This window comes from Acididesulfobacillus acetoxydans, assembly GCF_902729405.1.
Lineage (GTDB): Bacteria > Bacillota > Desulfitobacteriia > Desulfitobacteriales > Desulfitobacteriaceae > Acididesulfobacillus > Acididesulfobacillus acetoxydans.
The window spans coordinates 2,363,457-2,388,999 of the sequence record NZ_LR746496.1 but is presented as its reverse complement, the minus strand read 5'-3'; the positions used below and the strand labels follow the sequence as shown (position 1 = coordinate 2,388,999).

The following is a 25,543-nucleotide window of genomic DNA, read 5'->3' as shown; positions in this document are numbered from 1 at the left end:
CTTATTCATCTCCTCATTGCAATATTATTGTTTACTCATATATTATATACCCTCCCACGGTATCATTCAAGCCGTGATTCCGGATAATTTGACCTTAATCGTTTTGAGCTGAGGCTAACGGACTTTTCGTACATCTACAAGGCGTAAAAGTGAGCCTGCTTATACGTCCTATAAGCAGGCTCCAACGGTTCCCACAGTGAAACTTGTTTAGCCCCTGTGGGAGCGCTTTCTTGGTCTTAGGCCACACAGGCAGCCCCTGTCGGCTAGTCTTGTTGCTTGCGATGAATCAAAGCATCAAAGCAGGTTTGGCAGTACCCGTCGTCACCGAGCTTTTGCGCGTAATTTGTCACCACCACCTCTTTGCGCTGGTGACATTGTTGAGCCTCGAAGGTTTCCCCGGCTTTGACCACACACACCCGGGGCTTCACCCGCTTTTTCTTTTGTCGCGTTGTACGGATTTGCAACCCTGCTAGAGAATGGGTTTGCGGGCCAGGGTCCGTTCATAACCCGAGCAAGGAATGCATTGCACCTTGCCACCGACTGTCCTGGCATAGCGTTCGAAGACAGTTTCTCCACATTCGCTGCAAACGACCTTATTGAAAGAACCCGGAGTGGGGGCATATTTGAAGCCGGGCAATTGACGCACCTGGGCCATGGTTTCAATGGGTTGGGTCATCACGTATTGTACGACTTCATCGACAACTTCATCGGGTATGGCAGACGGCTCTACACCTTTCTTGCGATAGACAAAAAACTCAAACTTGCCGATCTCCGTTTGAAACTTGGTTGGAACACTGATCCGCAGCGCTCCCTTGTCCGGATGATAGAAAACCGCCGCGACCTTGCCATAGTTCAGCCGGGTCAGAAGGTTCTTGCCATAGGTACAGCCGGTTGCGATTTGCAGACCGTCCATCATGCAAGTTTGCGGATGCCCTTCCCCCATCTCGGAAAAGACAAACATGCCGTGATCCTTTTCTTTTTCCACACCTAACAATTCCATGGCGTATCGGCCCATCCGATAGCCCAACGGCATAAACGGGCACTTGTGTCCGTGAAATTCGAAAGCCCAATCCGGCAATTCGTGTTTCGCCGGACCCGAAACCGGGGAATCCTTGGCATCAACTGTCATCGACCACATCTCCTTTTCTCGCATCGTTACTTATGCTCGTTCTCACCTTCGTGTGATTAGGAACTCTTGTGAAACAGTCGCGAATCAAAACCTCCTTTTCTAATCCTTTCGCTCGGCGCTCGGGAATTCTACTTGTCCCACTTGACCCGCACTCTTCTTTTCTATTTCTTCTTGTTCGGCCGCTGCTCCGACTGCCGCCCCTCTTAAACCCTTCCCGGTCTGACTGCACTCTTCCCCCCTGAATTCCCGCTACCGGCGCGCTCTTTGGAACAATAGCCTGAATTCATAATTCGAAGATATTCTACCCTGGGGATTTGGAAATAATGTGCACCCATGAATATCTTCAGCTATTAGTCCATTACGATATTATTATATATCCAGTCCCGGTAAATGCAAGAGTATCCGAACCATCCTTGCCCCCACAACTGCATCACTCCGATAAAGTTTCGCACAGACTGGACTTGTCATCTTCTGATTCAGGCCCACTCGCTTTCGACAGTCCGTAGACACGGGAAGTGCCTCAAACCCTTATGGCATCTGGGCTTCAGGCACTTGTGGATAACGTACCGTGTACCTACACTTTTTGTCCCTTGGGAAGCGAAATATCCCATATTCTCGGGGGTTCCGGCAATTTGAGTGCTGAAAAAATACCCGTTTGCTCTTGGGTTAATTCTGTCCTTTGAAAGACTTTCCCGTCCGTCGATTCCCACTCGACGAGATAAATTTTCTCCAGTTCGAAACGAAGGTTGGCCCAGGTTTGTTGAGTCTCTACTTCTGCCAGGCGTACCAGGAGCAAAGCCAGCCAACACAGCAGGACATGGGCACAGATCCGATCGTCTTTTCGGTGGTAAACAGGCCGTAGCTCCAGAGTCGTTTTGAGCGTGCGAAAAGCCCGCTCCACTTCCCAAAGCTGTTTGAAGCCCAAGGTGATATCCTCTATGGAGAGGGTGTCATCCGAGGTGCGGATAAGGTATTTCCCGTCCAGCCTTTCCGCGGCTTTGACCGCTTTCTGGTTAATCCTAAGGTTGCCTTTAGCATCGATTTGCAAATATCGCTTGTAGACGATATGGCTGTAGAGAGCACAGTGGGCTTTGGTGTGCGCTTCTCCGTCCAGCTCCTTCAGCTTCGCGAGCTTCTGCTTCAGCTTCTCCAGGTGCTTGGTGCGGGTATGGGCATCACGCTTGGCTTCCGCAGGGTTACGGACCAGAACGTAGCGGATGCGGGCCTCACCGTGGCCGACAACGACTTCTTTCGCCTCCAGATTCTCTTGAAGCGTGCGAAACCTTCCGGGATGGGAGAGGGCCTCCTCGACTTCGGGCTTACCGGCTCTAAGACGTTCTCCAGCGATGTAGTGGCCCCCGGTCCTTTGCAGAATCCGCAAGTTTTCCTCGGAGGAAAAACCCCTATCCATCACACTCACGACCCGCCCCAACTTCCAACCCGCCAGATCCCGCTTGACTTCCGGGATAACCGACATATCGGAGGTATTGCCGGGCCAGACCCAAGAGCGAATCGGGATCCCGTCCCGTGTGACCGCCAGGCCGATCACAATTTGGGGCAAATCGGGCCGGCTGTCCTTTGAGTGACCCAGCGCCTTTAAGTCCTGTTCCTCATCGTCCCACGCGTCCATTTCAAAGTAAGTCGAGGTGGTATCGAAGAACAGGAGATCGACTTCAAGATAGAACAAGTCCGCTACGGCATAAAACACCTCTCGCTCAACGTCTTCCTGGGATTCCAAGAGGAAATCCATCGCGCGATAGCAGTGCTGAACCTCCACGTTCGCAAGGCCGGGAATGACTACCTTTTCGGGCACCCATTTCTCCAATTGCAGCTTGCTCAAAGGTGCCAAAGCCCGGTTAGCCACCATCGCGAACAGAGCGCGTTCCACCTCCGTGCGATACTCGCGCTCTTTCAAGCGGCGCTTCAAAATGCTATCGATTCCGAGTTTCCGCCAGAGCTGATCCAGAAACCAGGCACCGCCCAGCGGGCGACAGGAGAGGAGCTCCGGTTTCGGGGCCTCCACCGGATCGAGCGGTTCCCCGAGGAAACGCCGGATACTGCGTTCCAGCCGGCGAAGGGACTCCATATCCAACCGATCCAAACGTCCGAAATTAAAAAGGACATTCGCCTGCGGAGAGCCGGTTTTCGGATTACGAACGTTATGAGCTAACTGAACGTACTTAACCACACTATTATCTTTGTTCTTACGAGACGTCACACGTATATACATGCCTACATTTTACCACAAGTCAGACATACCCTCAAGTATTAATAGGGGCTATCCGCAACTTATCCACGGAATCGTGTGCCTACACATTTTCGCTGTTTTTGCGTGTGGATAAACCCTGAAACCCGCATGAATAAAGGCATCCATTTTTTAACGGATGCCTAAATCCACGAAAAACTGTCGAAGCCGAGGCCCACAACTGCACAAGTTCGCTTGGGACGGCTCAAGAAAAACTTAAAGCCACCTCTGTCAAATGAGGTGGCCTTAAATACAAGTTTTAATGAGTCTGGGGCGATTCTTGAACCTGTTCGGGATGAAAGACTTGGTAGGCCTTCTTCGACCGGGCGACCGGCATCGCCTTTTGTGACAGGCTGACCAAGTTGTTGAGTATATCCTCCAAAAAACGATACGGAAACCCAGTCAGACCTTCCGTGTCGTTGATATTGGTGGCATCACGGCAACCATAACAGCCGAGCGTAGAATTCACAATACCCTTCACAAACGGAATCACAGTCGCATCGACACAGGTCGCCTGGAAAACCGCCGTAGAGTAATGTAGCCTCTCGCCGGTTGTATATATAGACGCGAGGGATGTCCACATAAGATGTTCTGGTTTAGATTCCAACACCACGACATCGGGTTCAACTTCTATATCCTTCAACGGACTGAGAAGAACCGCCTGATAAGCTCCCTGCTCAAGTCTGGTCATACCCTCCATGGCTTTTTTGCCCGCGTCCAAACTGGCAAATAACCCCATGTTCAGAAGCATTTGTCCCGAGCGCAACACTTCCGGCAGGGGCTTGAGCCCAAACGCCGCCGCAGAGGCGGGACAACTGATGTTTCCGTCCGTGATAACAATCTTGGCGCCCTGGCCGGCGCGCATAAGCGCCTGGCAGTATCTGGTTTTGGTCGTATCGTCATACGAATCATGAAGCTTGCCATAGTCCTCTGTGGTTAAAAACTTAACGCCGACCGGTTCCCGGTTTAGTTGTAGAATACTTTTCAGGGCCGCGGCTTGTTCGGATCGTTGAGTCATCTTAAACACCTCTTTCACGTCATTGAAAATTGTTCCGGTTGCCCTGCCACACATTTCTTGCCTTCTTGCCGGACAACCATGCTACAAAGTTGTCACAGATAACATCATCATCGTGTTCGGTCATATTCTCTTCCTCCTTCAATGAAACATTCTTCTTCTGCCGCTGCTGCTGCTCCTCCCCCTCTAGTTCAAACAAGTTTCTGCTCCTCTCGTGAGCCGGTCCTGCTGCACATTTTCCCTTCTCGCCTTCTTAACTCCAGACCCTTGGCATCGGCTAGAAGGACGGGATATTTCTCACGTTGTTGGACTATCATCGCTAGAATATCCTGCTCCAGCGGTTCATTAGCGGTCAGGCCGTAAAAGACCCACTGCCCCCTCCTCATATCCTTGACTAAACCCACATCGCGCAACTTCCCCAAATGTCTTGACACTTTCGGCTGGGGCACGTTCAGGATTTCGGCCAATTCACAGACACAAAGTTCTTGCCCCGCTAACAGGGTCAGAATGCGCAACCGAGTCTCATCTGACAGGATGTTGAAAAATTGCACTAAATCATCCATAGCTAACCTAGCCTTTCGCAAGAAATCCGTCATTTCACATCTCCGTTTATGTACATATCCGCATATACGGATGCATGTGTAGTCCATTGTACATCGAGAAGACACATCCGTCAAGGTCTCAACCCGACAAACTTCCCCCGGATCGGCAAGACGCAGGATCTATACACATATCCTGTCAATCTGCCGCACAGGGAAAATCTGCGAAAGTTATTCTATTTTGGGTCAGGTTCACTTATTGACAACGAGGTTAGGAGACGTTAAAATCTAGATGATATATGTGATAACGTCATATAGATGACGTTAAGCGCAGCTATCAGGAAGTCTATTTTGATATCGCCCTGCTCAGTCCGGGAGCTAACCGAGAAGGCGGCGAGCACTTCTGGCGTTTCTTGCAAAGCGGGGACGCGAAAGAAGCCTTCACGTCCTGTGGTTTGACTTGGAGCCTTCAGTAGGACTTTCAACTGTCTCATGTTCACTTCAAATTTAAATTGAACAAACGAATTCGTTTTTCCAAGTGTACAAATTCCGGAACAGGGAGCTGCGTTAATCGCAGCTCAACTCCTGCATACCTCTAGTATCCGATTTCCTGTATCCGGATTTCCAATAGCAAATTACTATTCGAAGGGAGCCCATAACTGAAATGGATCAAGCCTTAGCGACGAGCACACCGGGCCCAAAGGAAATAAGCCTGAGAGAGATTTTTTTCACCTTTTTCAAAATGGGCCTGACTGCTTTTGGCCCAGCCATGATGGCCGAAGCTAAAAAAAATATCGTGAAACGGAAGAAATGGCTGGATGAGCAGGAATTCTTGAACGGTCTGGCCTTAGCGCAGTTCCTGCCCGGCGCCACCTTTGTCACCTTAACTGTTTTCATGGGCTACCGTATCAGGCGTTTGGCGGGTGCCTTCGCTAGCTTTACCGGTTTTATCTTGCCTCCGACGGCATTAATGGCCTTTCTTTCTTACCTGTACTTCCGTTACAGCGGCATCTCTTTGGTCCATAGCGCTTTCGCGGGCCTGGAAGCCGTGGTCGTGGCTCTGATTGCCAATGCGGTCTTGGATATCGGAAAATCGGTGCTGAAAGACTGGAAAGCCATTGCGATCGCCATAGTCGCCCTGGGGGTAGCCTGGTTGAATATCAGCATTTTCCTTATTCTCTTACTGGCGGGCTGCTTAAGTATTATACTTTACAGACCCTGGACCACTGTGCGTAACGGCTCTCCGGCTGATACCAAACCCGCTCTTTCATTCAGTACTCGTGAAATCATCATAGTACTGGGCGCCATCGCAATCATAGCCCTGTTATCCGGCTTGAATCCTCTATTATTACGCCTCGAGAGTGTCTTTTTCGGTATCGGTCTCTTCGTCTTTGGCAACGGATTTACCATGATTCCCCTTATTCAGCAGCAGGTAGTCAATGTTTACCATTGGTTGAGTCTAAGTCAATTTGCGGTAGGTATTGCACTGGGGCAGGTTACCCCAGGACCTATCGTCATTACCGCTACGTTCGTCGGTTATAAAGTTGCGGGGTTGTTGGGAGCGGCGGCGGCAACAATAGGTATTTTTGCCCCTTGTTTTCTCTTGGTGCTGCTGGTAATGCCTGTGTACGGTAAGGTCAAGGAAAACCGTTGGGTCAAAGCCGTTTTCAAAGGTATCCTGGCCTCTTTTGTCGGTTTAATGACCCTTGTCCTGTGGGGAATGGCCTGGCACAGCCTGACTGACCCGATAACGATTGTCCTAGCTCTGGCCGCTTTGGCTGCTTTACGTTTTGCCAAACTGGACGTATTATGGGTGGTTCTTAGCGGCACCGCCCTCTATCTGCTGGTACAAATGATTTGTCACTAACGCCAAACGTCATCCGGGGCACAGAGGCTCTTTGTCTGGCCTGCTGGAGGCGCCGGGGCAATGCAAAGCTTATCTGGGAAAAGGGTTCGCGATAGGGGGAACAAAGATATAGGCCCGCCCGCTGACCAACGTCGATGCGCAGAACCGCGGGAAAACTCCTGCGCATCTCTTCTTCTCCGTGCCGGATGAAGTCGAAATAGTCGCCACCTTCAGCCCATTCGACCGGGTCAGTCAGCCGTCCCCGTGTCTGGTTGTAATCGTAAAATCGGGAATTCTACTTGTCCCACTTGACCCGCACTCTTCTTTTCTGTTTCTTCTTGTTCGGCCGCTGCTCCGACTGCCGCCCCTCTTAAACCCTTCCCGGTCTGACGTCTGACTGCACTCTTCCCCCCTGAATTCCCGCTACCGGCGCGCTCTTTGGAACAATAGCCTGAATTCATAATTCGAAGATATTCTACCCTGGGGATTTGGAAATAATGTGCACCCATGAATATCTTCAGCTATTAGTCCATTACGATATTATTATATATCCAGTCCCGGTAAATGCAAGAGTATCCGAACCATCCTTGCCCCCACCACTGCATCACTCCGATAAAGTTTCGCACAGACTGGACTTGTCATCTTCTGATTCAGGCCCACAACTGCACACGTTCGCTTGAGACAGCTCAAGAAAAACTTGAAGCCACCTCTGTCAAATGAGGTGGCCTTAAGTGCAAGGTTTTAATGAGTCTGGGGCGATTCTTGAACCTGTACGATCTCCGTTTCTGTCTGTTTCTTGACAATCTCCGGTTGTTAATGACCTTTCACATAAGGTATCCCGTCGGCCTTGGGCGCCGTGGAATGCCTGACGAACAAGACCAGGCTGACTAAGGTCAAAACATAAGGCAGCATGGAAAGAAGCGACGATGGGATCTGAATTTTGGAATTGCTCCCCCCGAGCAGTACGACCAGGGCCTGGGCGAACCCGAAGAGGAGGCAGGCAGCCATTGTGCCGTGAGGCTTCCATTTCCCGAAAATAACCGCGGCAAGCGCGATGAAGCCCTGACCCGAGATGGTTGACTGGGTAAAGTAGTTCATTACCGCCAAAGTCATGGTTGCTCCGCCGAATCCGGAAAGCACGCCGGAAACAAAAACCGCCACATACTTGATCTTGTAGACGTTAATGCCCAGCGTATCGGCGGCGGCAGGATTCTCGCCGACCGAGCGAATTCTCAAGCCCCAGCTCGTCTTATACAGGACAAACCAGAGGACCAAGGCGCAAATGAATACAATCGGCACGGTCATCTCGATATTCGCGGCTTTAATCAGCAAGTTGGACGACTTAGCCGCATAACTGCCAAATATCGTAGGAATTGGATGCTCAACCGGTTTCGTCATGGCACTCCCGGCGAACAATTTTCGTGAGAGGAAAAGTGCCAAACCCGGCCCGATAAAGTTAATCGCGACACCCGATATGGTTTGGTCCGCTCGGAAAGAGATGCTGGCAACGGCATGCACCAGGGCCAGCAACCCTCCCGAAAGACCTCCCGCCGCAAACCCCCACCACGGATTGCCTGAGAAATAACCCACGGCCGCCCCGCAAAACGCTCCTATGGTCATCATACCTTCAATCCCGATGTTTACTACCCCGGCATTTTCCGAGATAACTCCACCCAAACCGGCAAACATCAAAGGAGCGGCATACATTAAGGTGATGCTTACGGCGAGCAATATGCTAATCAGCAATCTTAACCCTCCTCCTCTTGATCCTTTCGGAGATCATGGTGAACATGGAGGCTACCGCCACGAAGAAGACAATCACTCCGATCATAATATTGACGACTTCGGACGGCGCACCGAGGTTCATTTGAATCGTACTGCCGCCGAACTGGAGCGCGGACAGCAAAAGAGCCGTAAAGATGCAGCCGATCGGCGAACTGTTAGCCATCAAGGCCACAGTTATTCCATTGAATCCGTATCCCGGCTGACTGGCCAGGGTCACCAAAGCATGGGGCAGTGTGCCGGTCATTTGCAGGGCGCCAGCCAGACCGGCGAGCCCCCCCGCTATAAACATGGTCATGACGATGCTCTTTTTAACTCTGATTCCGGCCGCTTCGGCCGCGTCCTTATTCAGGCCTACCGCTCTGACCTGATAGCCGAAGGTGGTTCTGTACAGTAAAAAAGAAACCGCAACCGCCACGACAATAGCAATGATGATTCCGTAGTTGATGTCCGTACCCAGAAGAATGGGCGACAAGGCCGGATGGGCAGCCAGATAAGCCTGCCCTTGAGGAGAGGTTTTCCAACCGTTGAGCACATTTGTCCAGGCGTTCTGTTTAATAGCAAAGGAATATTCCGTGTTCTTTACCCCGATGCCCGGCAGGGATATGAGATAGTTATTGAGATACAGCGCAATCCAGTTCAACATGATGGTGGTAATGACTTCATGAATACCGAACTTGGCTTTGAGAAAGCCGGCCAAAGCGCCGTACAGTCCCGCCGCGAGGAAAGCAGCCAGCATAATGACAATGACATTGATCACCGGCGGCAGGTTGAACACCCCACCGACCATGACCGCCGCAATGGCTCCCACGATATACTGACCCTCGCCGCCGATGTTAAAAAGTCCCGTCTTGAAAGCGAAAGCGACGCTGAGCCCGGTGAGGATATTGGGCATGGTCAGGATAAGAACCTGAATCATGTTCTGCGGACTTGAGAAAATACTGGTAAACATCATGGAATAAGAGGTACCCGGATCATAGCCGGCCACGGCCAGGGCCAGAGCTCCCGCCATGAAACCGAGCACAATAGCCAGGATGATTTTTGTGGCCGTCTTGTTCAGCAGTTCGGCGATTTTAGATCCCATTCTTCCTCTCTCCTCCCGCCATCAGTAACCCGATCTCGTTTTCGTCCACCTCACCCTGGAGAAACTCCGCGACGATCCGGCCATCGTAGAGAACGCAGATCCGGTCGGAAACATTCATAATCTCGTCCAGTTCAAATGAAATCAGCAAGATTGAATGCCCGCTGTCACGGTGCTTGATCAGCGCACTGTGTATGAATTCAATGGCTCCCACGTCAAGCCCGCGGGTCGGCTGAAAGGCGAGCAGGAGTTCCGGGTTCTCGGAAAGCTCCCTCGCAATAATGACTTTCTGTTGATTGCCCCCGGATAAGGCCCTGGCCGGTTCGGACGCACAGTCTTCCGGACGAATGTCATACCGCCTGATGGAATCTTCGGCGAATTGATGGATCGCGGGTTCTTTCAGGATAGAACGCCCGGCAAATTGAGGCTTATTGTAATTTTCAAGGATCAGATTATATTTCACCGGAAAATCAAGCACAAGTCCCCTCTTTTGTCTGTCTTCATGAATCGTGGCAATGCCGTTTTCGACGACATAATGCGGCGAGGTATTTTGCAATTCTGCGCCGTTGATTGAAATCTTCCCTGCCTTCACTTTGGTCAGACAAGTTATCGCTTCAACAAGTTCTTTTTGACCATTCCCGTCAATGCCCGCAATGCCAACGATTTCCCCTCTCTTTACGTATAAGGACAACTCCTTCACTCTTTCTATTTTCCGGTTGTCTTCGACTGTCAAATTATCTATGCGAAAGATGATATCCCCCGGGTCGGCTTTGGCCTTGGCCACAACCAGACTGACTTCCCGCCCGACCATCATAGAAGCCAGTTGCTGCTCGCTGACACTCTTTACAACAACGGTGTCGATGTATTTACCCCGGCGAATAATCGTACAGTACTCTGAGGATTTCTTAATCTCTTTCAGCTTGTGGGTAATGATAATAATCGTCTTGCCGTCTTCCGTAAGATTATGCATGATATTTACGAGTTCATTAATTTCCTGGGGGGTTAAAACGGCCGTGGGTTCGTCAAGAATGAGAATTTCCACGCCCCGATAAAGGGCTTTTAAAATCTCAACTCTTTGCTGCATTCCGACGGAGATATCCTCTATTTTGGCATCGGGATCGACGGCAAGTCCGTAAGTTTTGGACAGATCCATGACTTGCTTTCTAGCCCTGGCTAGGTCTAAGACGCAGCCGGCCTTTACGACCTCTTGGCCCAGTATGATATTTTGCACGACCGTAAAATTCTCAACCAGTTTGAAATGCTGATGCACCATCCCGATCTTGTGCTCAATGGCTACGTTCGGGTTCTTCATCTCCACCGGCTCGCCGTTAATCAAAATCTTACCGCCATCCGGTCTGTAAAGCCCGTAAAGGATATTCATCAGCGTCGTTTTTCCGGCTCCGTTTTCGCCCAAAAGCGCATGAATGCTCCCTCGCCTGACCTTAAGGTTCACCGCGTTCAACGCACAAAAATTGTCAAAATATTTGTAGATGGACTGCATTTCCACCGCGTCGGCTTGTTGATTTTTCAAAGTTTGCCCCCCTCCTTCTCTGAACAGCAGTGTGCGGAACCGGAGTGAACACCCTGCCGAACCCCCTGCAAGGTGAGAAGAAGTCTCACCTTACAGGGGATATTTAAGCAGGGAATGCAGAACAAGTGTGAGCGGAAGACTTCTGTGCTCGGAAAATTTCAGTTGTCTTGCACCGCGCAGACGCCGGGTTATTTCCGCATTAGCGCCGGATTATTTCCCCGTAAACTCCGGATTATTTCCACTCAGGTACCCGGTTATTTTAGGGTGGTCAGGTATTTGTTGTAAGTCGCCTTATTGTAGGGAGGCACTATTTTTCCGTCAATAATGTCCTGCTGCACTTTTTTCGCTTTATCGATGACATCCTGACCGCACATCTTGATGGCCTGGGCGGTGTACGGAATTCCTACGCCGCCGTCTTTCAGACCATAGCTGATCGTCTGCCCGCCGACTTTTTTGCCTTCCTTGACATCTTGGGAAATAAGCTCGACCGCGTCATTGACGTTTTTCAAGGCAGAGGTCAGAACATTGTTGGGAGCGAGCTTGGCTTGGTCCATATCCACACCTTCGCAGAGCTTGTTTTCAGCCTTCGCTTCCGCAATCATGCCCTGCCCGACATTGCCCGCAGCCGCAAAAATGATGTCCGCGCCCTGCGCATACATGTGCTGGGCAATGGCCTTGCCCAAAGAGGCATCACTGAAGGAGTTGGCGTACTGGACATTCACAGAGATGTTCTTGCCGAGCTCTTTGGCTCCATAGGCGACACCCGCTCTGAAACCGTACTCAAATTCGTCAATTACCGTACCCGGAACGCCGCCGATAAACCCGACTTTGTCAGTCTTTGTCTTCAGTGCGGCAATGTAACCGACCAGAAACGAAGATTCCTGAGCCCGGAAGAGAACACAGGTGAGATTGCTCGGCGTGGGAGTGATCGAGTCGTCAACAATGGCAAAATTAACTTTAGGATACGCTTTGGCAGAAGCTTTAACGGCGTCTGCCATCAGATAACCGATAGCCCACACGAGATTGTAGTTGTTGCTCGCAAACTGATTCAGGTTGGGTGAATAATCGGAGCTTTGGCTTGATTCCAGGTACTTGACTTGAACGCCGGGATTTTTTTGACCGAACTTCTGCAGGCCATTCCAGGCGCCCTCGTTGAAGGATTGGTCATTGATCCCCCCGACATCCGTCACCATGCCATCCTTGAAGGTCGCTTTTGCCGCCCCGGAAGGCGCCCCGGGCGTTGAACCCGAACCACATCCCGAGAGCAAAACCCCAACAATGGCCAGAGAAGTGATCAAACTGAGCGCTTTTTTCCCTTTCATGTTAATCCCCCTTTTTTTTATTTACCGGCCTTTAACCGACTGGCCTTATCACGGTTAAAGGCCGATTCAACGAATAATGTGGAGAGTACCCCGTTATGACGGGGATTTACCCGAGGAAACGCCCGGAGACCGGATACAAACCACGGGTCAAACTCAGCCGCGGCACGGACATAGCCCTCCGGTATATGCAATCAATTTCCGGTCCCTACCAAAAGGACCTGTGTCCCGAAAGCCGCTTTATTGCACAATATTTCCTGTCCGCTCCGCTTGTCACACCATCGCCAGCGCCAGTTCCATCATTTGCCGAAACGAAGTCTGCCGCTCTTGCGCACTGCATTTCTCACCTGTGAACGGACAGTCGGAAATGGTACAGATGCAGAGAGCATTCTTTCCGCTCCTGGCCGCATTCATGTACAGGGCCGCCGCCTCCATTTCCACCGCCAGAACCCCCATCTTCCGCCACTGGTGAAGACTCGCGCCATCGTCATAGAACGTATCCGAAGAGAAGACGTTGCCGACCTTGTACTTCAGCTTCATCTCCTCCGCCCGGCTGACCGCTTTGTTCAGGAGCGCATAGCCGGCGATCGGGGCATAAGTCCCCGGAAGTCCGAACTGGGCACCGTAGTTCGAATTTGTGCAGGCACCCATAGCAATTACGATGTCTTTCAGATCCAGCTCGGAATCGATGGCCCCGGCCGAGCCGATCCGGATAATGCTGTCAACCCCATAGAAATTAAAAAGTTCGTAAGAATAGATACCCATAGACGGCATACCCATACCGCTGGCCATAACCGAGACTCTCTTCCCGCGGTAAGATCCAGTGTAGCCCTTGATCCCCCTGACGTTGTTGATCAAAACAGCATTTTCGAAATATGTCTCAGCCACAAATTGCGCCCTGAGCGGGTCTCCGGGCATTAAAACCGTCCCGGCAAAATCCCCCTCTTGGGCGCCGATGTGTGGTGTCGGTATGCTCATGGCAAAATCTCCCTATCCGTCAAAATCCCCATGGTCATCTCTTGGGGTTCGTTAGTTAATCCATTTAAATCCCTATGGTTTGATCCGGGCATGCGGCAGCTAAGCTTTTCGGTCAGGTGGGTCGGCCGGGCACGGCGGTACCGTACTCTCCCGTATAATCAGCCTGGGCTCAAGCACGTCACACCTACGCGGTAACTCCCTGTTCGCCACTCTCTCAATCAGCAGTTGAACCGCTCTTTCACCCATTTGGCGGATGGGAAGCGCCACGGAAGTCAAGGGCACATACAGCATCTTGGAAAAGAAAATATCATCAAAACCCACCACCGACATCCGGTCGGGAATCCTGATCCCCCTATCTTTCAGACATTGATAAATCCCATAAGCCATCAAATCATTAAAAGCATAGATGGCTGTGACCGATGAGTCCGCCGCCAGAATTTTCTCTGTGCCCGCATACCCGGACTCAATATGATAATCCCCTTCGACCACAAGCTCCGGCCGGAATTTTACCCCACGTTCCGCAAATACGTCCATAACCCCCTTAAGCCGGCGGCCCGTAGCCTCCAGGTGGGCAGGTCCCGTAATGCACCCCACCTTGCGGTGCCCCAGCCTCAAGAGGTGCTCGGCCGCCAGGCGGCTGCCCTTTTCGTGATTGACATTCAAACAGTCGGACATGACCAGCCGGTCCGCCCTTTCAATGAGAACCACCGGGAGAGTATGATTTTGCAAAAAGTCGGCGAGAAGTTCCATCTTCTCCTCCCGGATTTCATCGGACAAGGTTATGACAATGCCGTCCACATTCTTGCTGGCCAAAACCTTCAGGGATCGCATGGTCATCTCGTAGCTGTCCCCTGTGTCGCAAAGGATGATGTCAAAACCGTGTTCGGAAGCCTCGGCGCTTATTCCCTTCGACAGTTCCGCAAAAAAAGGATTAGCGATATCCATGATAATCAGTCCGAGTGTTTTCGTCTCTTTCGTCACCAAACTAACCGCCATTTGATTGGGAATGTAGTTCAGTTCCTCTGCCGTGTCCAGAATAAGCTGCCTGGTCTTTGAGGAAATCCGTGATTCCTTGTTATTCAAAACAAGGGAAACCGTGGTAATAGACAGCCCTGTCCTGGCCGCTATGTCTTTTATCGTCACCGTCATATGGACCTCTCTGAAAGATTTAGGTTCTCACGATTCAGGGGGCTGATTGGGTTAAACGTTTTATCGGACAGATAATACCATTCAGCCGTCAGAAAGTCAAGAAAGTACTCGCAATAGTTGCAACAATCACGTCCGTATCCTTCGGCCCGACCGCAGAGGAATATCTTGCCAAAGACCTCCTCTCCGTAATCCACCTTAGCACGAACTTTGAATAATTTACCAAGTTTCTATTTACTTCTTCCCGGGTTAATGGTATGCTTTTCCATGATAAAGCCTTTTAGCATCTGCTACAGTACCTACATAAATAAAATTGGCCAAACCTGCCATCGTGCTGCACCATTCTGTAGGGGGGCCTTCGCGTCTGCGGGAAAGGGGGTGACCTGACCATGACAGAAGTATAAGCCGGGTTGCTCAAACAGAGAAACGGCTGTGGGCAGATGTATTGCAAGAGTTAGAATCTTCATATTACGAAGAGGAGGAAACAAGTTATGCGGGGAAAAAAGAGCTTATTCTCTTGGCTCAAGAGCCAAAAAACATTCAGTCTATTTGTGGTCTTTTCTATGATCCTGAGCCTGGTTGCGGGTGTCCCCCAACCGGCTTCAGCCGCCACAAACGGAACAGGCAAAACCTTTGACTTTGTCGAGGTAACCGACTTTCACGGGGCACTTCAGGGCAGCGGCAAACTGAGCGACGGAACACCGATCACTCAGCCGATCGCCGGGGTCCTGGCTCAACAAATCAAAGATATCAAGGCGAGTAATCCTGACACGGTTGTTTTGTCAGGGGGGGACATGTTCCAGGGCACGCCTGTCTCCAATGTACTGAAAGGCCAGCCCGTCATCGACATGATGAACAGCATGGGTTTTGATGCCATGACTTTGGGCAATCATGAGTATGACTGGGGAATTGATTCCGTTATCGACACACAAAATGCGGCCTTAAAGAATTCGTCGATTCCGGTTCTCGCCTGCAATGTTTACGATAAGGCTACCGGCAGGCCGGTCAACTACACCAAGCCTGACGTCATGTTGAACAAAGACGGCGTTAAGATAGGGGTCATCGGTGTCGTTGACAACAAAGAATTTGAGACATCGATCACCCCCAAATATATTGCCAACATTGATTTTAAAAACCCGGTTCCCATCGTAAACGACTTGGCCAAACAGTTGAGAAGCCAAGGTGCCCAAATCGTGGTCGTGGTAGCCCACATGGGAGCGATCACCGATAAGAGCGGTGTGACTACAGGCAACCTGATCGATTTCGCCCAACAAGTTTCTGGGGTCAACGCTGTCTTTGGCGGACACACGCACACGATCGTTACGGCGAAGGTGAACGGAATTCCGGTTGGAGTAGCCAACCACGCCGGTCAGGGTTATATTGACTTAAAGGTCACTCTGAATCCGGATGGTACGGTCAGCTGCGGCGACATGGTCTATAAAAACGACCAACCATTATACAATGCCAAAAATCCGAAGGTTGATCCGGCGGTCCAGGCCATAGTCGACAAAGCGGAAAAAGCGATCGGAACGAAATTCAACCAAGTTATCGGCACTGCGGCTGTGGACTTGACGCGAGCACAGAGCGCCGCTCCATACGGCGACTCGAGCCTGGGCAATTGGGCGGCTGAAGTGACGAAAGACACAGTTAAAGCCGACTTTGGTTTTACCAATAACGGCGGGCTGCGCTGCAATATTCCCAAAGGAAATATCACCCTGGGAGAAATCTACCAGCTTTGGCCGTTTGATGACACCATTTATACGATGAACATGACCGGAGCCCAGATTAAGACGGTGCTGGAGCAGGGCGTCCAAGACGGCGGCAAAGGGATTCAAGTGGCTGGGCTCACATTCAAATATGATCCGGGTAAACCCACCATGCAGCGGGTCACTGCCATGAATAAGTCTGACGGAACGCCGATTGATCCGAGCAAAACGTATTCCGTGGCAACCAACGATTTCATGGGAACGGGCGGCGACGGCTTTAAAGGGTTTGTCGATCCGTCCATCAAGGCGAACGACACGTTTCAGTTAGTCAGAGACGCATTTGTCAACACCATAAAACAGCAGAAGACAATTACCTCTGCGGTCGATCACCGGATCCAACCTGATGCGGCAGTAATCACCGTACTGGCGACTTCCGATGTGCACGGCCACATCTTTCCCTGGAGTTACAGTGCCGCCAAACCTGCCAATCAAGGCCTTGCCAAGGTATCTACCTATGTCAATGAAGTCAGGGCGAGTAATCCCAATGTCATTTTGGTTGACAACGGAGACAGCATTCAGGGCACCCCGCTTTCTTATTATTATGACAAAATCGATACGAAGTCAGAATATCCTTTTGCTAAGGTCATGGGCGCAATGCACTATGATACCTGGACTCTGGGGAATCACGAATACAATTACGGTCTGGATGTGCTAAACCGTGTCATCAGTGACATGAGAAAAGAGTCCATTCATGTACTGTCAGCCAATACTTACAAAGAAGACGGATCAAACTTTGTCGATCCCTATTACCTGAAAACACTTTCCACATCCCAGGGGGATGTCAAAGTGGGGATTTTAGGCCTGACGACCAAATGCATCCCAGACTGGGAAGATAAGGCCCATTATGCGGGACTAACCTTCAAAGACCTGGTTGATGAGGCAAATAAATGGGTGCCAAAAATGAGAGCCGCCGGGGCTGATATCGTCGTCGTAGCTATGCATTCCGGCGAAGAATCCCCTTCGGACACGATTCCGGAAAACGAAGTTAAGGCAGTCGCCACCGGTGTAAACGGGATTGACGCGATCGTGGCCGGTCACACGCACGCTTTATTCGGACAGCATACCTATACCGACCCCGCGGGCAAAAAGGTCATTGTTACGGAACCCGGCAAGTGGGCCCAGGATGTGTCTCAGATTGATCTCACCGTTTCCCGGGACGCAAAAGGCCAACCGGTTCTCGTCAGGGCGGCCAGCGAGGTTGTGCCTATGAATGACAGCGTCCCCGCCGACCCGGCAATCCTTAAGCTGGCGCAGCCCTATCAGGATGCCACTTTGGCCTACGTTGCCACTAAGATCGGAACTTCCACGGGCGATTTTCTGGGCGACAAGCAGCTGACCCAAGAAACAGCTTTGATGGATCTGATTAATAAGGTTCAAAAACATTATGCGAAAACAGACCTGTCAATAGCCGCTCCGCTCAGCAACACCGCCAAAATTGCCAAAGGGGCGGTGACGATTCAGGACTTGATGGGCGTCTACGTGTTCGAAAACTACCTCTACGGCATTAAGATGACGGGCAAACAGCTGAAAGATTGGATGGAATGGTCAGCCCGCTACTATCGGCAGGTTTCCTCCGCGAAGGCACCGATCACGAAAGACAAGACTTTGAATGTTCCGGATTACAACCTCGACCAGCTGTATGGAGCCACGTATACTGTTGACTTAACCCAACCGGCCGGCCACCGGATTAAGAACCTCGAAGTCAACGGGAAACCCGTAAAGGATACGGACGTGCTCACGGTGGCTATCAACAACTACCGGTTCAACGGTGGCGGGGGTTTCATGAAAGCGGCAGGTATCACGAATCCCCAAGTAACGTTTGACTCCGCGAAGCAATACGGTGATGACGGACAAGTACGCAACTTAATGATCAAATACATTCAGGATCATAAGACAATCACGCCCACAGTAGATCACGACTGGGTCATTTCCACTATCCCCGTCGCCGCCACAAATCCCGCTCAAAATTCCGGTTCCGGGGAAGGGTCGGCGACCGGTTCAAGTGTTCAAGTCACAGTCTCCGCCCTCAACCTGCGGACCGGGGCCGGGTTAAACTACGCTGTCGCCGGTTCCCTGCCCCGGGGCAGTGTCGTGACCTTGCTCAGAGCGCTGGGTGAGTGGGATCAGATCAGCTGCCAAGGCAAAGAATATTATGTCTACGCCAAGTATGTCCAGCCGGTGAACGGCCGTGTGACCAAAACCGTGAAGGTCATCGCACGGATAGGGCTAAACGTCAGAAACGGAGCCAGTTTATCTGCCGGCATCGTCGGGGCCCTTCCTTATGGAACGACGGTTCAAGTCGTGGGTATTGAGAGCGGTTGGTACAAGATCCTCTACAACGGTCGCAATGCTTTTGTCTATTCCAAATACGCCGCCTGAGCAGCCCGTCGAAAAAACTTGAATCTGAGGTGTACGCGAAGAGCCTGACCGCGTTTTCGTCAGCAAGCCATTACTATGAGAGAAGAGTCCACCCGACCGACATCGGTCAATTCCTCGGCCGTCGCCAGCCGATCCCCGAAGAGAATCCCGTCCGCCAACCCGCAGGCCGCCAATTGTTTGGCCGCCTGGAGCGGCTCCCAATGCCGGTGCTCCTCCAGGGTCGGCAGCCCCGCATAAATCGGACCGCGCGGGTTTGCGCGAGACGGGATAAAGGCAGAAACACGAATTCCGTAAGCGCGAAACGGCCGCGAACGCCCGGCGAAGAACTCGTACGAAAGACCGGTTTCGTGCCGCGGGTAGTAATTATGGCAAGCCTGAAGCCTGGCCGGATCGGCTCCCGCTTTTATAATCGTCTTCAGAACCTCTTCGCTGATCGTACTGGCATTGAGTTCGCCTATAGGACACCTGTATCTGCCGATTTCCGAGCCGGAACCGAGTGTGTTATAATGAGCACGATTAGTGACCAAGAGGCTTAGCCGCATGTCCCTGGCTTTGGCCATGGGGAGAAGATAGGCCCCTGCCTCAGACGGTTTTAGCCCTGGGAAGATTCGGGAAAGAAGGTGTCGGTAGTGAAGAGGACATTTGAACCGGCCAAACAGGAACTCGAGCTGAAAAACCACCTTCACATATTTAACCTCATCGCCCCTGTTTATAACTTATTCTTTCAGGGGCAGCTCACAAATTACTGTCAGGTTCTGGCAGAGCGGCGTGAATTCCTGGAACCGCCGGCATCCTCAGACCTCCGGGACACTTTGCCGCCACAGGACCTGCCCGCGGGCTCCGCGCCTACGGTGCTGGACATCGGCTGCGGCACGGGAGCCTTGGCCGCCTGCTTTGCCAAATTGGGATATGATGCGACCGGCGTTGATTTCTCACAAAAGATGTTGGCCGCCGCCGCAAAATCAAACGGCAACCGGGTTAAGCTGGTACAAGGCGATGCCACGACCGGGCTGCCTTTTCGGGATAAGAGCTTTGACCTCGTCGTGTCCGCCTATGTTCTGCACGGCTTGACCGCCCGACTGCGGCGCAGCGTTATGCTGGAAGCGCGGCGTCTGGCCAGACAGCGAGTCCTGTTTTATGACTACAATTCACGGCGGGGGCTGTTCACGAATCTGGCCGAGTGGGCGGAAGGCGGCGATTATTTCAACTTCATTCACACAGGGGAAGAAGAAATGCGCGGTATCTTCTCGGCTGTACAGAGACATGATGTCGGCAAGCGGGCGGCCATTTACGTCTGCTCTCTCTGAGGACGGATATGCCACTCGGCGCCGCTGCCGGAATCCGGAACTTTCCGGACTAAAAATCAGCTTGAGTGCAGCGAACCCGACCGCCGCCTCTCACTTCGTTTGTCACCCAGGAATTACGATTCTCCGTGCTCCTCCGCGGGAGCAATTTTTACCGCCCGGTTTTCGGGATCAACAAAAACGACCTTGGGCCGGTACTGACTGGCTGCTTCGTCTGTGAAAATGCCATAAGAAATGATGATCACCTCATCGCCGACCTGCACCAAGCGTGCCGCGGCTCCGTTCAGGCAAATGATGCCTGAGTTCTCCTCCCCGGGAATGACATAAGTCTCCAACCTGGCTCCATTGTTGTTATTGACCACCTGCACTTTTTCGTTGGGCAATATATCGGCCGCCCGCATTAGAGCCGCGTCTATGGTAATACTGCCTACATATTTGAGATTCGCTTCTGTGACCACCGCACGGTGAATCTTGGACTTCATCATCGTTCTGAACACGGGCCTCAACCTCCACAGGATTATTCTCAAGCAAAGAGCCTGCTTTTAAACATACAACTGAAATGGAAATAAACCCCATAATGGTTCGCGCAATACAATTAAGGCCCGGGCACCTCCGCTTGGCGTGAGGTACCCGGGCCTCTCCTGCACACCGTCTCGGTCCAACTGATCCAAGCGGTCAATTTCCTTTAACATGACTTACGAGCAGTCCTCCGTCCTTTCGCCCGGAGCACTCTTTTCCCCGAGTACTCTTTTCCCCGAGTACTCTCATCCCCGTGTACTCTCATCCCCGAGTACTCTTATGGTGCCCACTTGCAGGATACTGATTTTCGCGGTCTCATTAATTTCTGCCACTGCACGGACCTCTTCCGCCGTATCCGCTTCGCCCTAAGTGACGGTCCCAGCCATTACGCTTCCATGCTTCCACCCATAACATAATAACACAATGACTCTAATGGATCCTTTCGCCGCTGACTGAGTCCTCCGGAAGAGCTTTCCCCACAAACCGTGCGACTCTTTTAGGGATATCGCCGGTGCGCGTGAGTACATCCCGTGCCTGTAAAACGTCTTCAAGTGCCGCCGTACCCATACCGACTACGTAAAACTTGGGCCGGCATTTTCTTCATCATAACTCAAAAGTACCTTCGGCGCAAGATCAGTAAATTCCTCGGCTAAGACCCACTCCTGCCGGCTCACAGTTCCGCGCCAATGGATTTCGACCTGAAGCCGCTCCTGAGGTGCCCAGTTGCCCTTCTGCTCAGCTTTGAGCGTCAAGGTCTGTCCGTCGAAACTTCCCCTGACAATTAAGCGCCGGTATTCCCCTGCTTGGTAAGCATAGCCCTCTCCGGCGTCGGCGTAAAAACTTGTCTCCTGCTCAAAGGGTGCCTGGGCGTAGACCTCCAGGGTCTCTACTGACAATAGCTCAGGCCGGGTGAATTCACCGCCGCAGCCCAAGGCCAGGATGGCTCCTTCCCGCAGAAGCATCGGAATCTGTGCTAAGTCTGCGCCCACCACCACATGAGCCGGTCCGGTAAAAATCTTCCCGGTTGTCCGCTCCTGCCAGGTCCCTGCGGGAAGGTAAACCAAGCGCTCACGGGCTCCCTTCTGCAGGACCGGAGCGACCAGACAATCTTTTCCCAGCAGAAACTCGTCGTTAATCCGCCAAGCCACCTCATCGTCCGGAAATTCCAGCAGCAAAGCCCGCATGATAGGGTTCCCGGTTCGGGAAGCTTCTTCAAACAGCGTGTAGAACGTGGGCAACAAGCGGTAGCGCCACTCCAGCGCCTGCCGGTAGATATTCTCCGTCTCTTTATCAAAGGCCCAAGGTTCCTGGGCCCGGGTATTGATATTCGAATGATTGCGGCAGAAAGGAGTAAAAATTCCTAATTGGATCCAGCGCACCAGCAGCTGTTTTTCGCTGTCTTCCAGGAAACCGCCTATATCCGTACCCACAAAGGGCACCCCGGAAAGCCCCATATTAAGGCACATAGATACCGCTTCGGCGAGATGACACCACCAGCTCGAATTGTCTCCCAACCAGACGGCCGCGTGGCGCTGCACTCCGGCGAAACCGGCGCGGGTCAGAACGAAGGGCCGTTTTTCCGGGGCAAACTTTTGCAGTCCCTCGCAGGCCGCCTGAGACATGAGGCTCCCGTAGCGGTTATGAATTTCCGCGTGCGTCAGTTCTGCTTCTTCTCCGTGACGTACATCCGGCGGAAAGGTCTTGCCCGGAACATTAAAGACCGAGGGCTCGTTCATGTCGTTCCAGATCCCATCCAGACCGTGAGCAAGGTGTTTGGCCTGCTGTTCTCCCCACCACTCACGCACCCGGAGACAGGCAAAATCAGGAAAAAGAGCCGGACCCGGCCAGACATCTCCGACAAAAACCTCCCCGGTCTCTTTGCTGCAAAAGACACCCTCTGCCAAACCGTCGGCGCAAACGGCATAGGTCTCATCTTGCTTGACCCCGGGATCCACAATGCCCACCACATGATAACCCAAATCGTGCAACTCCTTGTTCATGCCGTCTGGGTCAGGGAATTCCCGCGAATCCCAGGTAAAGTCGCGATGCCCATCCATGTGATCAATGTCAAGATGAATCACGTCGCAAGGAATGTGCTTCTCCCGCAGGGTCTGGGCAACTTCTATGACCCGGCTCTGGGGGTGGTAAGAATAACGGCTTTGGTGGTGCCCAAGAGCCCACAGGGGAGGGAGGAACATCTTGCCCACCCACTCCAACCACTGAGTCAGTACATCCTGCGGACCTTCGCCCAGGAAAATCCACTGATCGAGGGGGCCGCCGTCAGCCTCAATCACGAGTTCCTCCGGCTGCGTCTGCCCCAGATCCCATTTTGTCCGGTGGCTGTTGTGAACAAAGAGACCCCAGTGACGGCTGAGTAACCAGGGAATGGACTGGTAGAGCGGGTCTGTATTCGGTAAATGCGGCACCTCATCCGTGTTCCATAAAACCAGGCGCTTACCGCGCTTATCCAAGGAGCCTATTTTTTCCCCCAAGCCGACAATCGGTCCTCCATCCCAGCGCCAGGTTGCGGACCCACGGGATCCTTGTTGACGATAGGCCCCCGCTCCGGCTTGACATAATAAGACCTTTCCTTCACTATCCGCAACGGTCAAAGCGAACGGATCTCTCTCGATTGTAATATTGACCTTCAGCCCGTTCCCTTGCAATTTCCATCCCGTCGGAGTTTCCAACCATTGTACGGGTAAAGGAACTGCCTCTTTGACCAGAAGCGGCGGCAAACCCGTAGCCGCCGCGGCCGGGGAGTCAAACCGCCCCAGTCCGTGGTAGCGCAGCCGGATGACAGATTCCCCACAGAGGGATACCTGCAAAACCTGGGTTCCAGAGTGTAACTCCAGGACTCGATTCCTGTCTGTTTTCGATTCGATGCAACCAAATTGACACTGTTTCATCTATTTCCACCTACAGATCATTTTTCTTTTTTCATATCTTTTTCAGTCGGCCCGTGCTTTCTGCGATTTCATCCACCGAGCTCTCCCAGGCTATAAGATTTTGTCTATAAGATTCTACAAGCTGCTTCCTATCCCTTAACGCTACCCAAGGTCAAACCACTTACAAGGTATTTAGAGAGGACGACAAATATGATCATAACCGGAATAACTGTAATGAGTGCCGCCGCCGAATAGACTCCCCATTGTGTGTTGTACTGCCCCTGGAGCGTCACAAGGCCAAGCGGCAATGTGTAAAGGCTTTCGTTATGGATTAAAACCCGAGCGACGATATATTCTGACCACGCCCCCATGAAAGCAAAGATGGAAGCCACGGCCAAGGCAGGTTTTGACAAAGGCACTACGATCGTGTAAAAAGTCCTGAACGTGCTGCACCCGTCCACATAGGCACTCTCTTCGATTGACACCGGAATGGTATCAAAATAGCCCTTGAGCAGCCAGATGCTGAAGGGGACCACCGTCGAGACGTAGGGAATGACCAGCGTCCACAGTTTATCGCTTAGATCCAGGTTTGTAAGCAAAATGTTGAGCGGAAGAAGAATCATCGTGGCCGGAAACATCTGGGTTACGAGCAGGACAATCATACCGCCGCTCCGTCCCAAAAAACGATATCGGGAAAATGCATACCCCGCTGTGGTAGAAAAAAATAAAGTGACCACGGTGGTTAGGAGAGAGATGAAGGCACTGTTGTATATCCAACGCGTAAGCTGAATTTGCGTGAAAGCCGCTTTGAAATTGGCCCAAGACGCGTCTTTAGGTATTATCGCCAAAGAAGTCGAAAACATCTGATTGTCAGGTCTCAGGGCCGCGGCCAGGATATTCAATATCGGATAGACCGCAATTAATGTCATAACGATTAAAGCCAAATAGATCAATATTATTTTGGGCGTTGAGTCATTTCTTTCGAAATAATTGTCCCGTAAGAACCCCTTCATAGTTCTCCCTCCTCCGAAGTTCTATTCACCCTGAGGTAGACGAGGCTGAAGACAATAAGAATGACGAATATTACCACAGACAAAGCCGCTGCATAGCCATAGCGATAGAGATCAAATCCGTCCCGGTACATCTTGAGTACGAGAATGTTCACCGCGTCACTCGGCTGCCCGTCTTTTAGAATATAGAGGATACTCAATTTGTTGAAGGTCCAAACTACACCCAATATAATAGCGGGAACCATCACTGGTTTTAGCAAAGGCGCGGTGATATGCCGGAATTTTTGCCACCCCGTGGCACCGTCGATATCCGCTGCTTCGTACAAGTCATGTGGAATGCCCTGGAGCCCCCCCAAGGCAATCAGCATCATGAAGGGCACGCCGAGCCAGATGTTGGTTAGTGTCGCCCCGATCAGTGTATTTGTCGGGTTTCCCAGCCAGTTGATGGCCGGGATGCCTAATTTGCCCAGCAGAACATTGATCGCCCCAAATTGATAGTTAAGCATCCCTTTCCAGGTTACGGCCGCCACGTATTCCGGGATAGCCCAAGGGAGAACTAGAAGAACTCTAAAAACAGACTTTCCCGGCAACTTGCGATTTAGAAGGACAGCCAGCCAGACTCCAATCACCACATGAAAAAAGACATTGCTGGCGGTCCAGACAACCGTCCTAAGAAACACACTGACAAAGACTTTGCTGGTAATAATCTCCTTGTAGTTCCCCAGACCGATAAATTGGTTCTTGAAAATCCTGGGGAAATTGAAAAGGTTAATCCCCACTTCTTTTAGACTCATCATGTTCTGCAACCTGATGTCATAGGTTGACATCAAGAATTCAAAGAGCAAAGGAAGGAGAATAATAAAAAGCACTATCAGAAAGGACGGGCTCACGAAAAGATAGGGGGTCCACCACTTCTGCTGCAGGGATCTTTTTCTTCTTCCTCTGGCGCTTTTGCGAACAACGCTAGGTTTCTTTCCGGCTCTTCCTTCCATTCCGCGCTCCTCCTTTTTAGGCCAACCGATCCCAGCGTGAAGAAGCAATGGATAGGTGGCCGCCCATCCACTAC

General features: G+C 51.7%; 20 protein-coding genes. 3 read left to right on the top strand and 17 right to left on the bottom strand.

The window, feature by feature from the left end; translation table 11 throughout:
- Positions 1-263: 263 nt before the first annotated feature.
- The 6 genes from MNU25_RS10490 to MNU25_RS10465 all read right to left on the bottom strand — a co-directional run bounded on the left by MNU25_RS10490 (position 264) and on the right by MNU25_RS10465 (position 4,985).
- Complete coding sequence (locus MNU25_RS10490; RefSeq protein ID WP_240985019.1) at positions 264-416, bottom strand: hypothetical protein; 153 nt, start codon at positions 414-416, stop codon at positions 264-266.
- Between the two features lie 53 nt (positions 417-469).
- Positions 470-1,129 carry an FmdE family protein gene (locus MNU25_RS10485; RefSeq protein WP_240985018.1) on the bottom strand — a complete coding sequence of 220 codons (660 nt, stop codon included), beginning with the start codon at positions 1,127-1,129 and terminating at the stop codon, positions 470-472.
- A gap of 574 nt (positions 1,130-1,703) precedes the next feature.
- Positions 1,704-3,359, bottom strand: coding sequence for an IS1634 family transposase (locus MNU25_RS10480; protein ID WP_240985017.1), 1,656 nt, complete (start codon positions 3,357-3,359; stop codon positions 1,704-1,706).
- Between the two features lie 274 nt (positions 3,360-3,633).
- Positions 3,634-4,392 carry a DUF169 domain-containing protein gene (locus MNU25_RS10475; protein ID WP_240985016.1) on the bottom strand — a complete coding sequence of 253 codons (759 nt, stop codon included), beginning with the start codon at positions 4,390-4,392 and terminating at the stop codon, positions 3,634-3,636.
- 19 nt (positions 4,393-4,411) lie between these two features.
- On the bottom strand, positions 4,412-4,588 hold the full coding sequence (locus MNU25_RS10470; RefSeq protein ID WP_240985015.1) for a hypothetical protein: 177 nt from the start codon (positions 4,586-4,588) through the stop codon (positions 4,412-4,414).
- Positions 4,581-4,985 (bottom strand): ArsR/SmtB family transcription factor, encoded by a 405-nt coding sequence (locus MNU25_RS10465; RefSeq protein WP_240985014.1) that lies wholly within the window; start codon positions 4,983-4,985, stop codon positions 4,581-4,583. The genes MNU25_RS10470 and MNU25_RS10465 overlap by 8 nt, the downstream gene beginning before the upstream one ends.
- Positions 4,986-5,592: 607 nt before the next feature.
- Between MNU25_RS10465 and chrA the strand changes: the two genes are divergently transcribed.
- Complete coding sequence (gene chrA, locus MNU25_RS10460; protein ID WP_240985013.1) at positions 5,593-6,795, top strand: chromate efflux transporter; 1,203 nt, start codon at positions 5,593-5,595, stop codon at positions 6,793-6,795.
- A gap of 792 nt (positions 6,796-7,587) precedes the next feature.
- Here the strand turns inward: chrA and MNU25_RS10455 are convergent.
- From MNU25_RS10455 to MNU25_RS10430, 6 genes are all read right to left on the bottom strand, one after another.
- Positions 7,588-8,520: an ABC transporter permease gene (locus tag MNU25_RS10455; protein ID WP_277350677.1), complete on the bottom strand. Its 933-nt coding sequence runs from the start codon at positions 8,518-8,520 to the stop codon at positions 7,588-7,590.
- Entirely contained in the window at positions 8,510-9,640 is a 1,131-nt protein-coding gene (locus MNU25_RS10450; protein WP_240985012.1) for an ABC transporter permease, read from the bottom strand. Before MNU25_RS10450 ends, MNU25_RS10455 begins: the two co-directional genes overlap by 11 nt.
- A complete protein-coding gene (locus MNU25_RS10445; protein WP_240986799.1) occupies positions 9,630-11,138 on the bottom strand; it encodes an ABC transporter ATP-binding protein in 1,509 nt (502 codons plus the stop codon). Before MNU25_RS10445 ends, MNU25_RS10450 begins: the two co-directional genes overlap by 11 nt.
- A 284-nt stretch (positions 11,139-11,422) precedes the next feature.
- Positions 11,423-12,490 (bottom strand): BMP family lipoprotein, encoded by a 1,068-nt coding sequence (locus MNU25_RS10440; protein WP_240985011.1) that lies wholly within the window; start codon positions 12,488-12,490, stop codon positions 11,423-11,425.
- 270 nt (positions 12,491-12,760) lie between these two features.
- Positions 12,761-13,465 carry a purine-nucleoside phosphorylase gene (deoD, locus tag MNU25_RS10435; protein WP_240985010.1) on the bottom strand — a complete coding sequence of 235 codons (705 nt, stop codon included), beginning with the start codon at positions 13,463-13,465 and terminating at the stop codon, positions 12,761-12,763.
- A gap of 99 nt (positions 13,466-13,564) precedes the next feature.
- The gene (locus tag MNU25_RS10430; RefSeq protein WP_240985009.1) at positions 13,565-14,614 is read right to left on the bottom strand and encodes a LacI family DNA-binding transcriptional regulator; all 1,050 of its coding nucleotides are present in this window, start codon (positions 14,612-14,614) and stop codon (positions 13,565-13,567) included.
- A 488-nt stretch (positions 14,615-15,102) separates the two neighbouring features.
- Here MNU25_RS10430 and MNU25_RS10425 point away from each other — a divergent pair, with 488 nt between their 5' ends.
- Positions 15,103-18,756, top strand: coding sequence for a 5'-nucleotidase C-terminal domain-containing protein (locus MNU25_RS10425; protein WP_240985008.1), 3,654 nt, complete (start codon positions 15,103-15,105; stop codon positions 18,754-18,756).
- Positions 18,757-18,815: 59 nt separating this feature from the next.
- Here MNU25_RS10425 and MNU25_RS10420 read toward each other — a convergent pair whose 3' ends face one another.
- Positions 18,816-19,316, bottom strand: coding sequence for a MupG family TIM beta-alpha barrel fold protein (locus tag MNU25_RS10420; protein ID WP_240985007.1), 501 nt, complete (start codon positions 19,314-19,316; stop codon positions 18,816-18,818).
- Between the two features lie 69 nt (positions 19,317-19,385).
- On the opposite strand from MNU25_RS10420, the gene MNU25_RS10415 reads away from it, so the two are divergent.
- Complete coding sequence (locus MNU25_RS10415; RefSeq protein ID WP_240985006.1) at positions 19,386-20,063, top strand: class I SAM-dependent methyltransferase; 678 nt, start codon at positions 19,386-19,388, stop codon at positions 20,061-20,063.
- Between the two features lie 113 nt (positions 20,064-20,176).
- On the opposite strand, the gene panD is transcribed toward MNU25_RS10415, so the two are convergent.
- The 4 genes from panD to MNU25_RS10395 form a co-directional block, all read right to left on the bottom strand.
- Positions 20,177-20,557, bottom strand: coding sequence for an aspartate 1-decarboxylase (panD, locus tag MNU25_RS10410; protein WP_240985005.1), 381 nt, complete (start codon positions 20,555-20,557; stop codon positions 20,177-20,179).
- Between the two features lie 594 nt (positions 20,558-21,151).
- A complete protein-coding gene (locus tag MNU25_RS10405; RefSeq protein ID WP_240985004.1) occupies positions 21,152-23,488 on the bottom strand; it encodes a glycoside hydrolase family 31 protein in 2,337 nt (778 codons plus the stop codon).
- Between the two features lie 128 nt (positions 23,489-23,616).
- The gene (locus MNU25_RS10400; protein ID WP_240985003.1) at positions 23,617-24,480 is read right to left on the bottom strand and encodes a sugar ABC transporter permease; all 864 of its coding nucleotides are present in this window, start codon (positions 24,478-24,480) and stop codon (positions 23,617-23,619) included.
- A complete protein-coding gene (locus MNU25_RS10395) occupies positions 24,477-25,469 on the bottom strand; it encodes a carbohydrate ABC transporter permease (RefSeq protein WP_240985002.1) in 993 nt (330 codons plus the stop codon). The genes MNU25_RS10400 and MNU25_RS10395 overlap by 4 nt, the downstream gene beginning before the upstream one ends.
- Positions 25,470-25,543 lie beyond the last annotated feature (74 nt).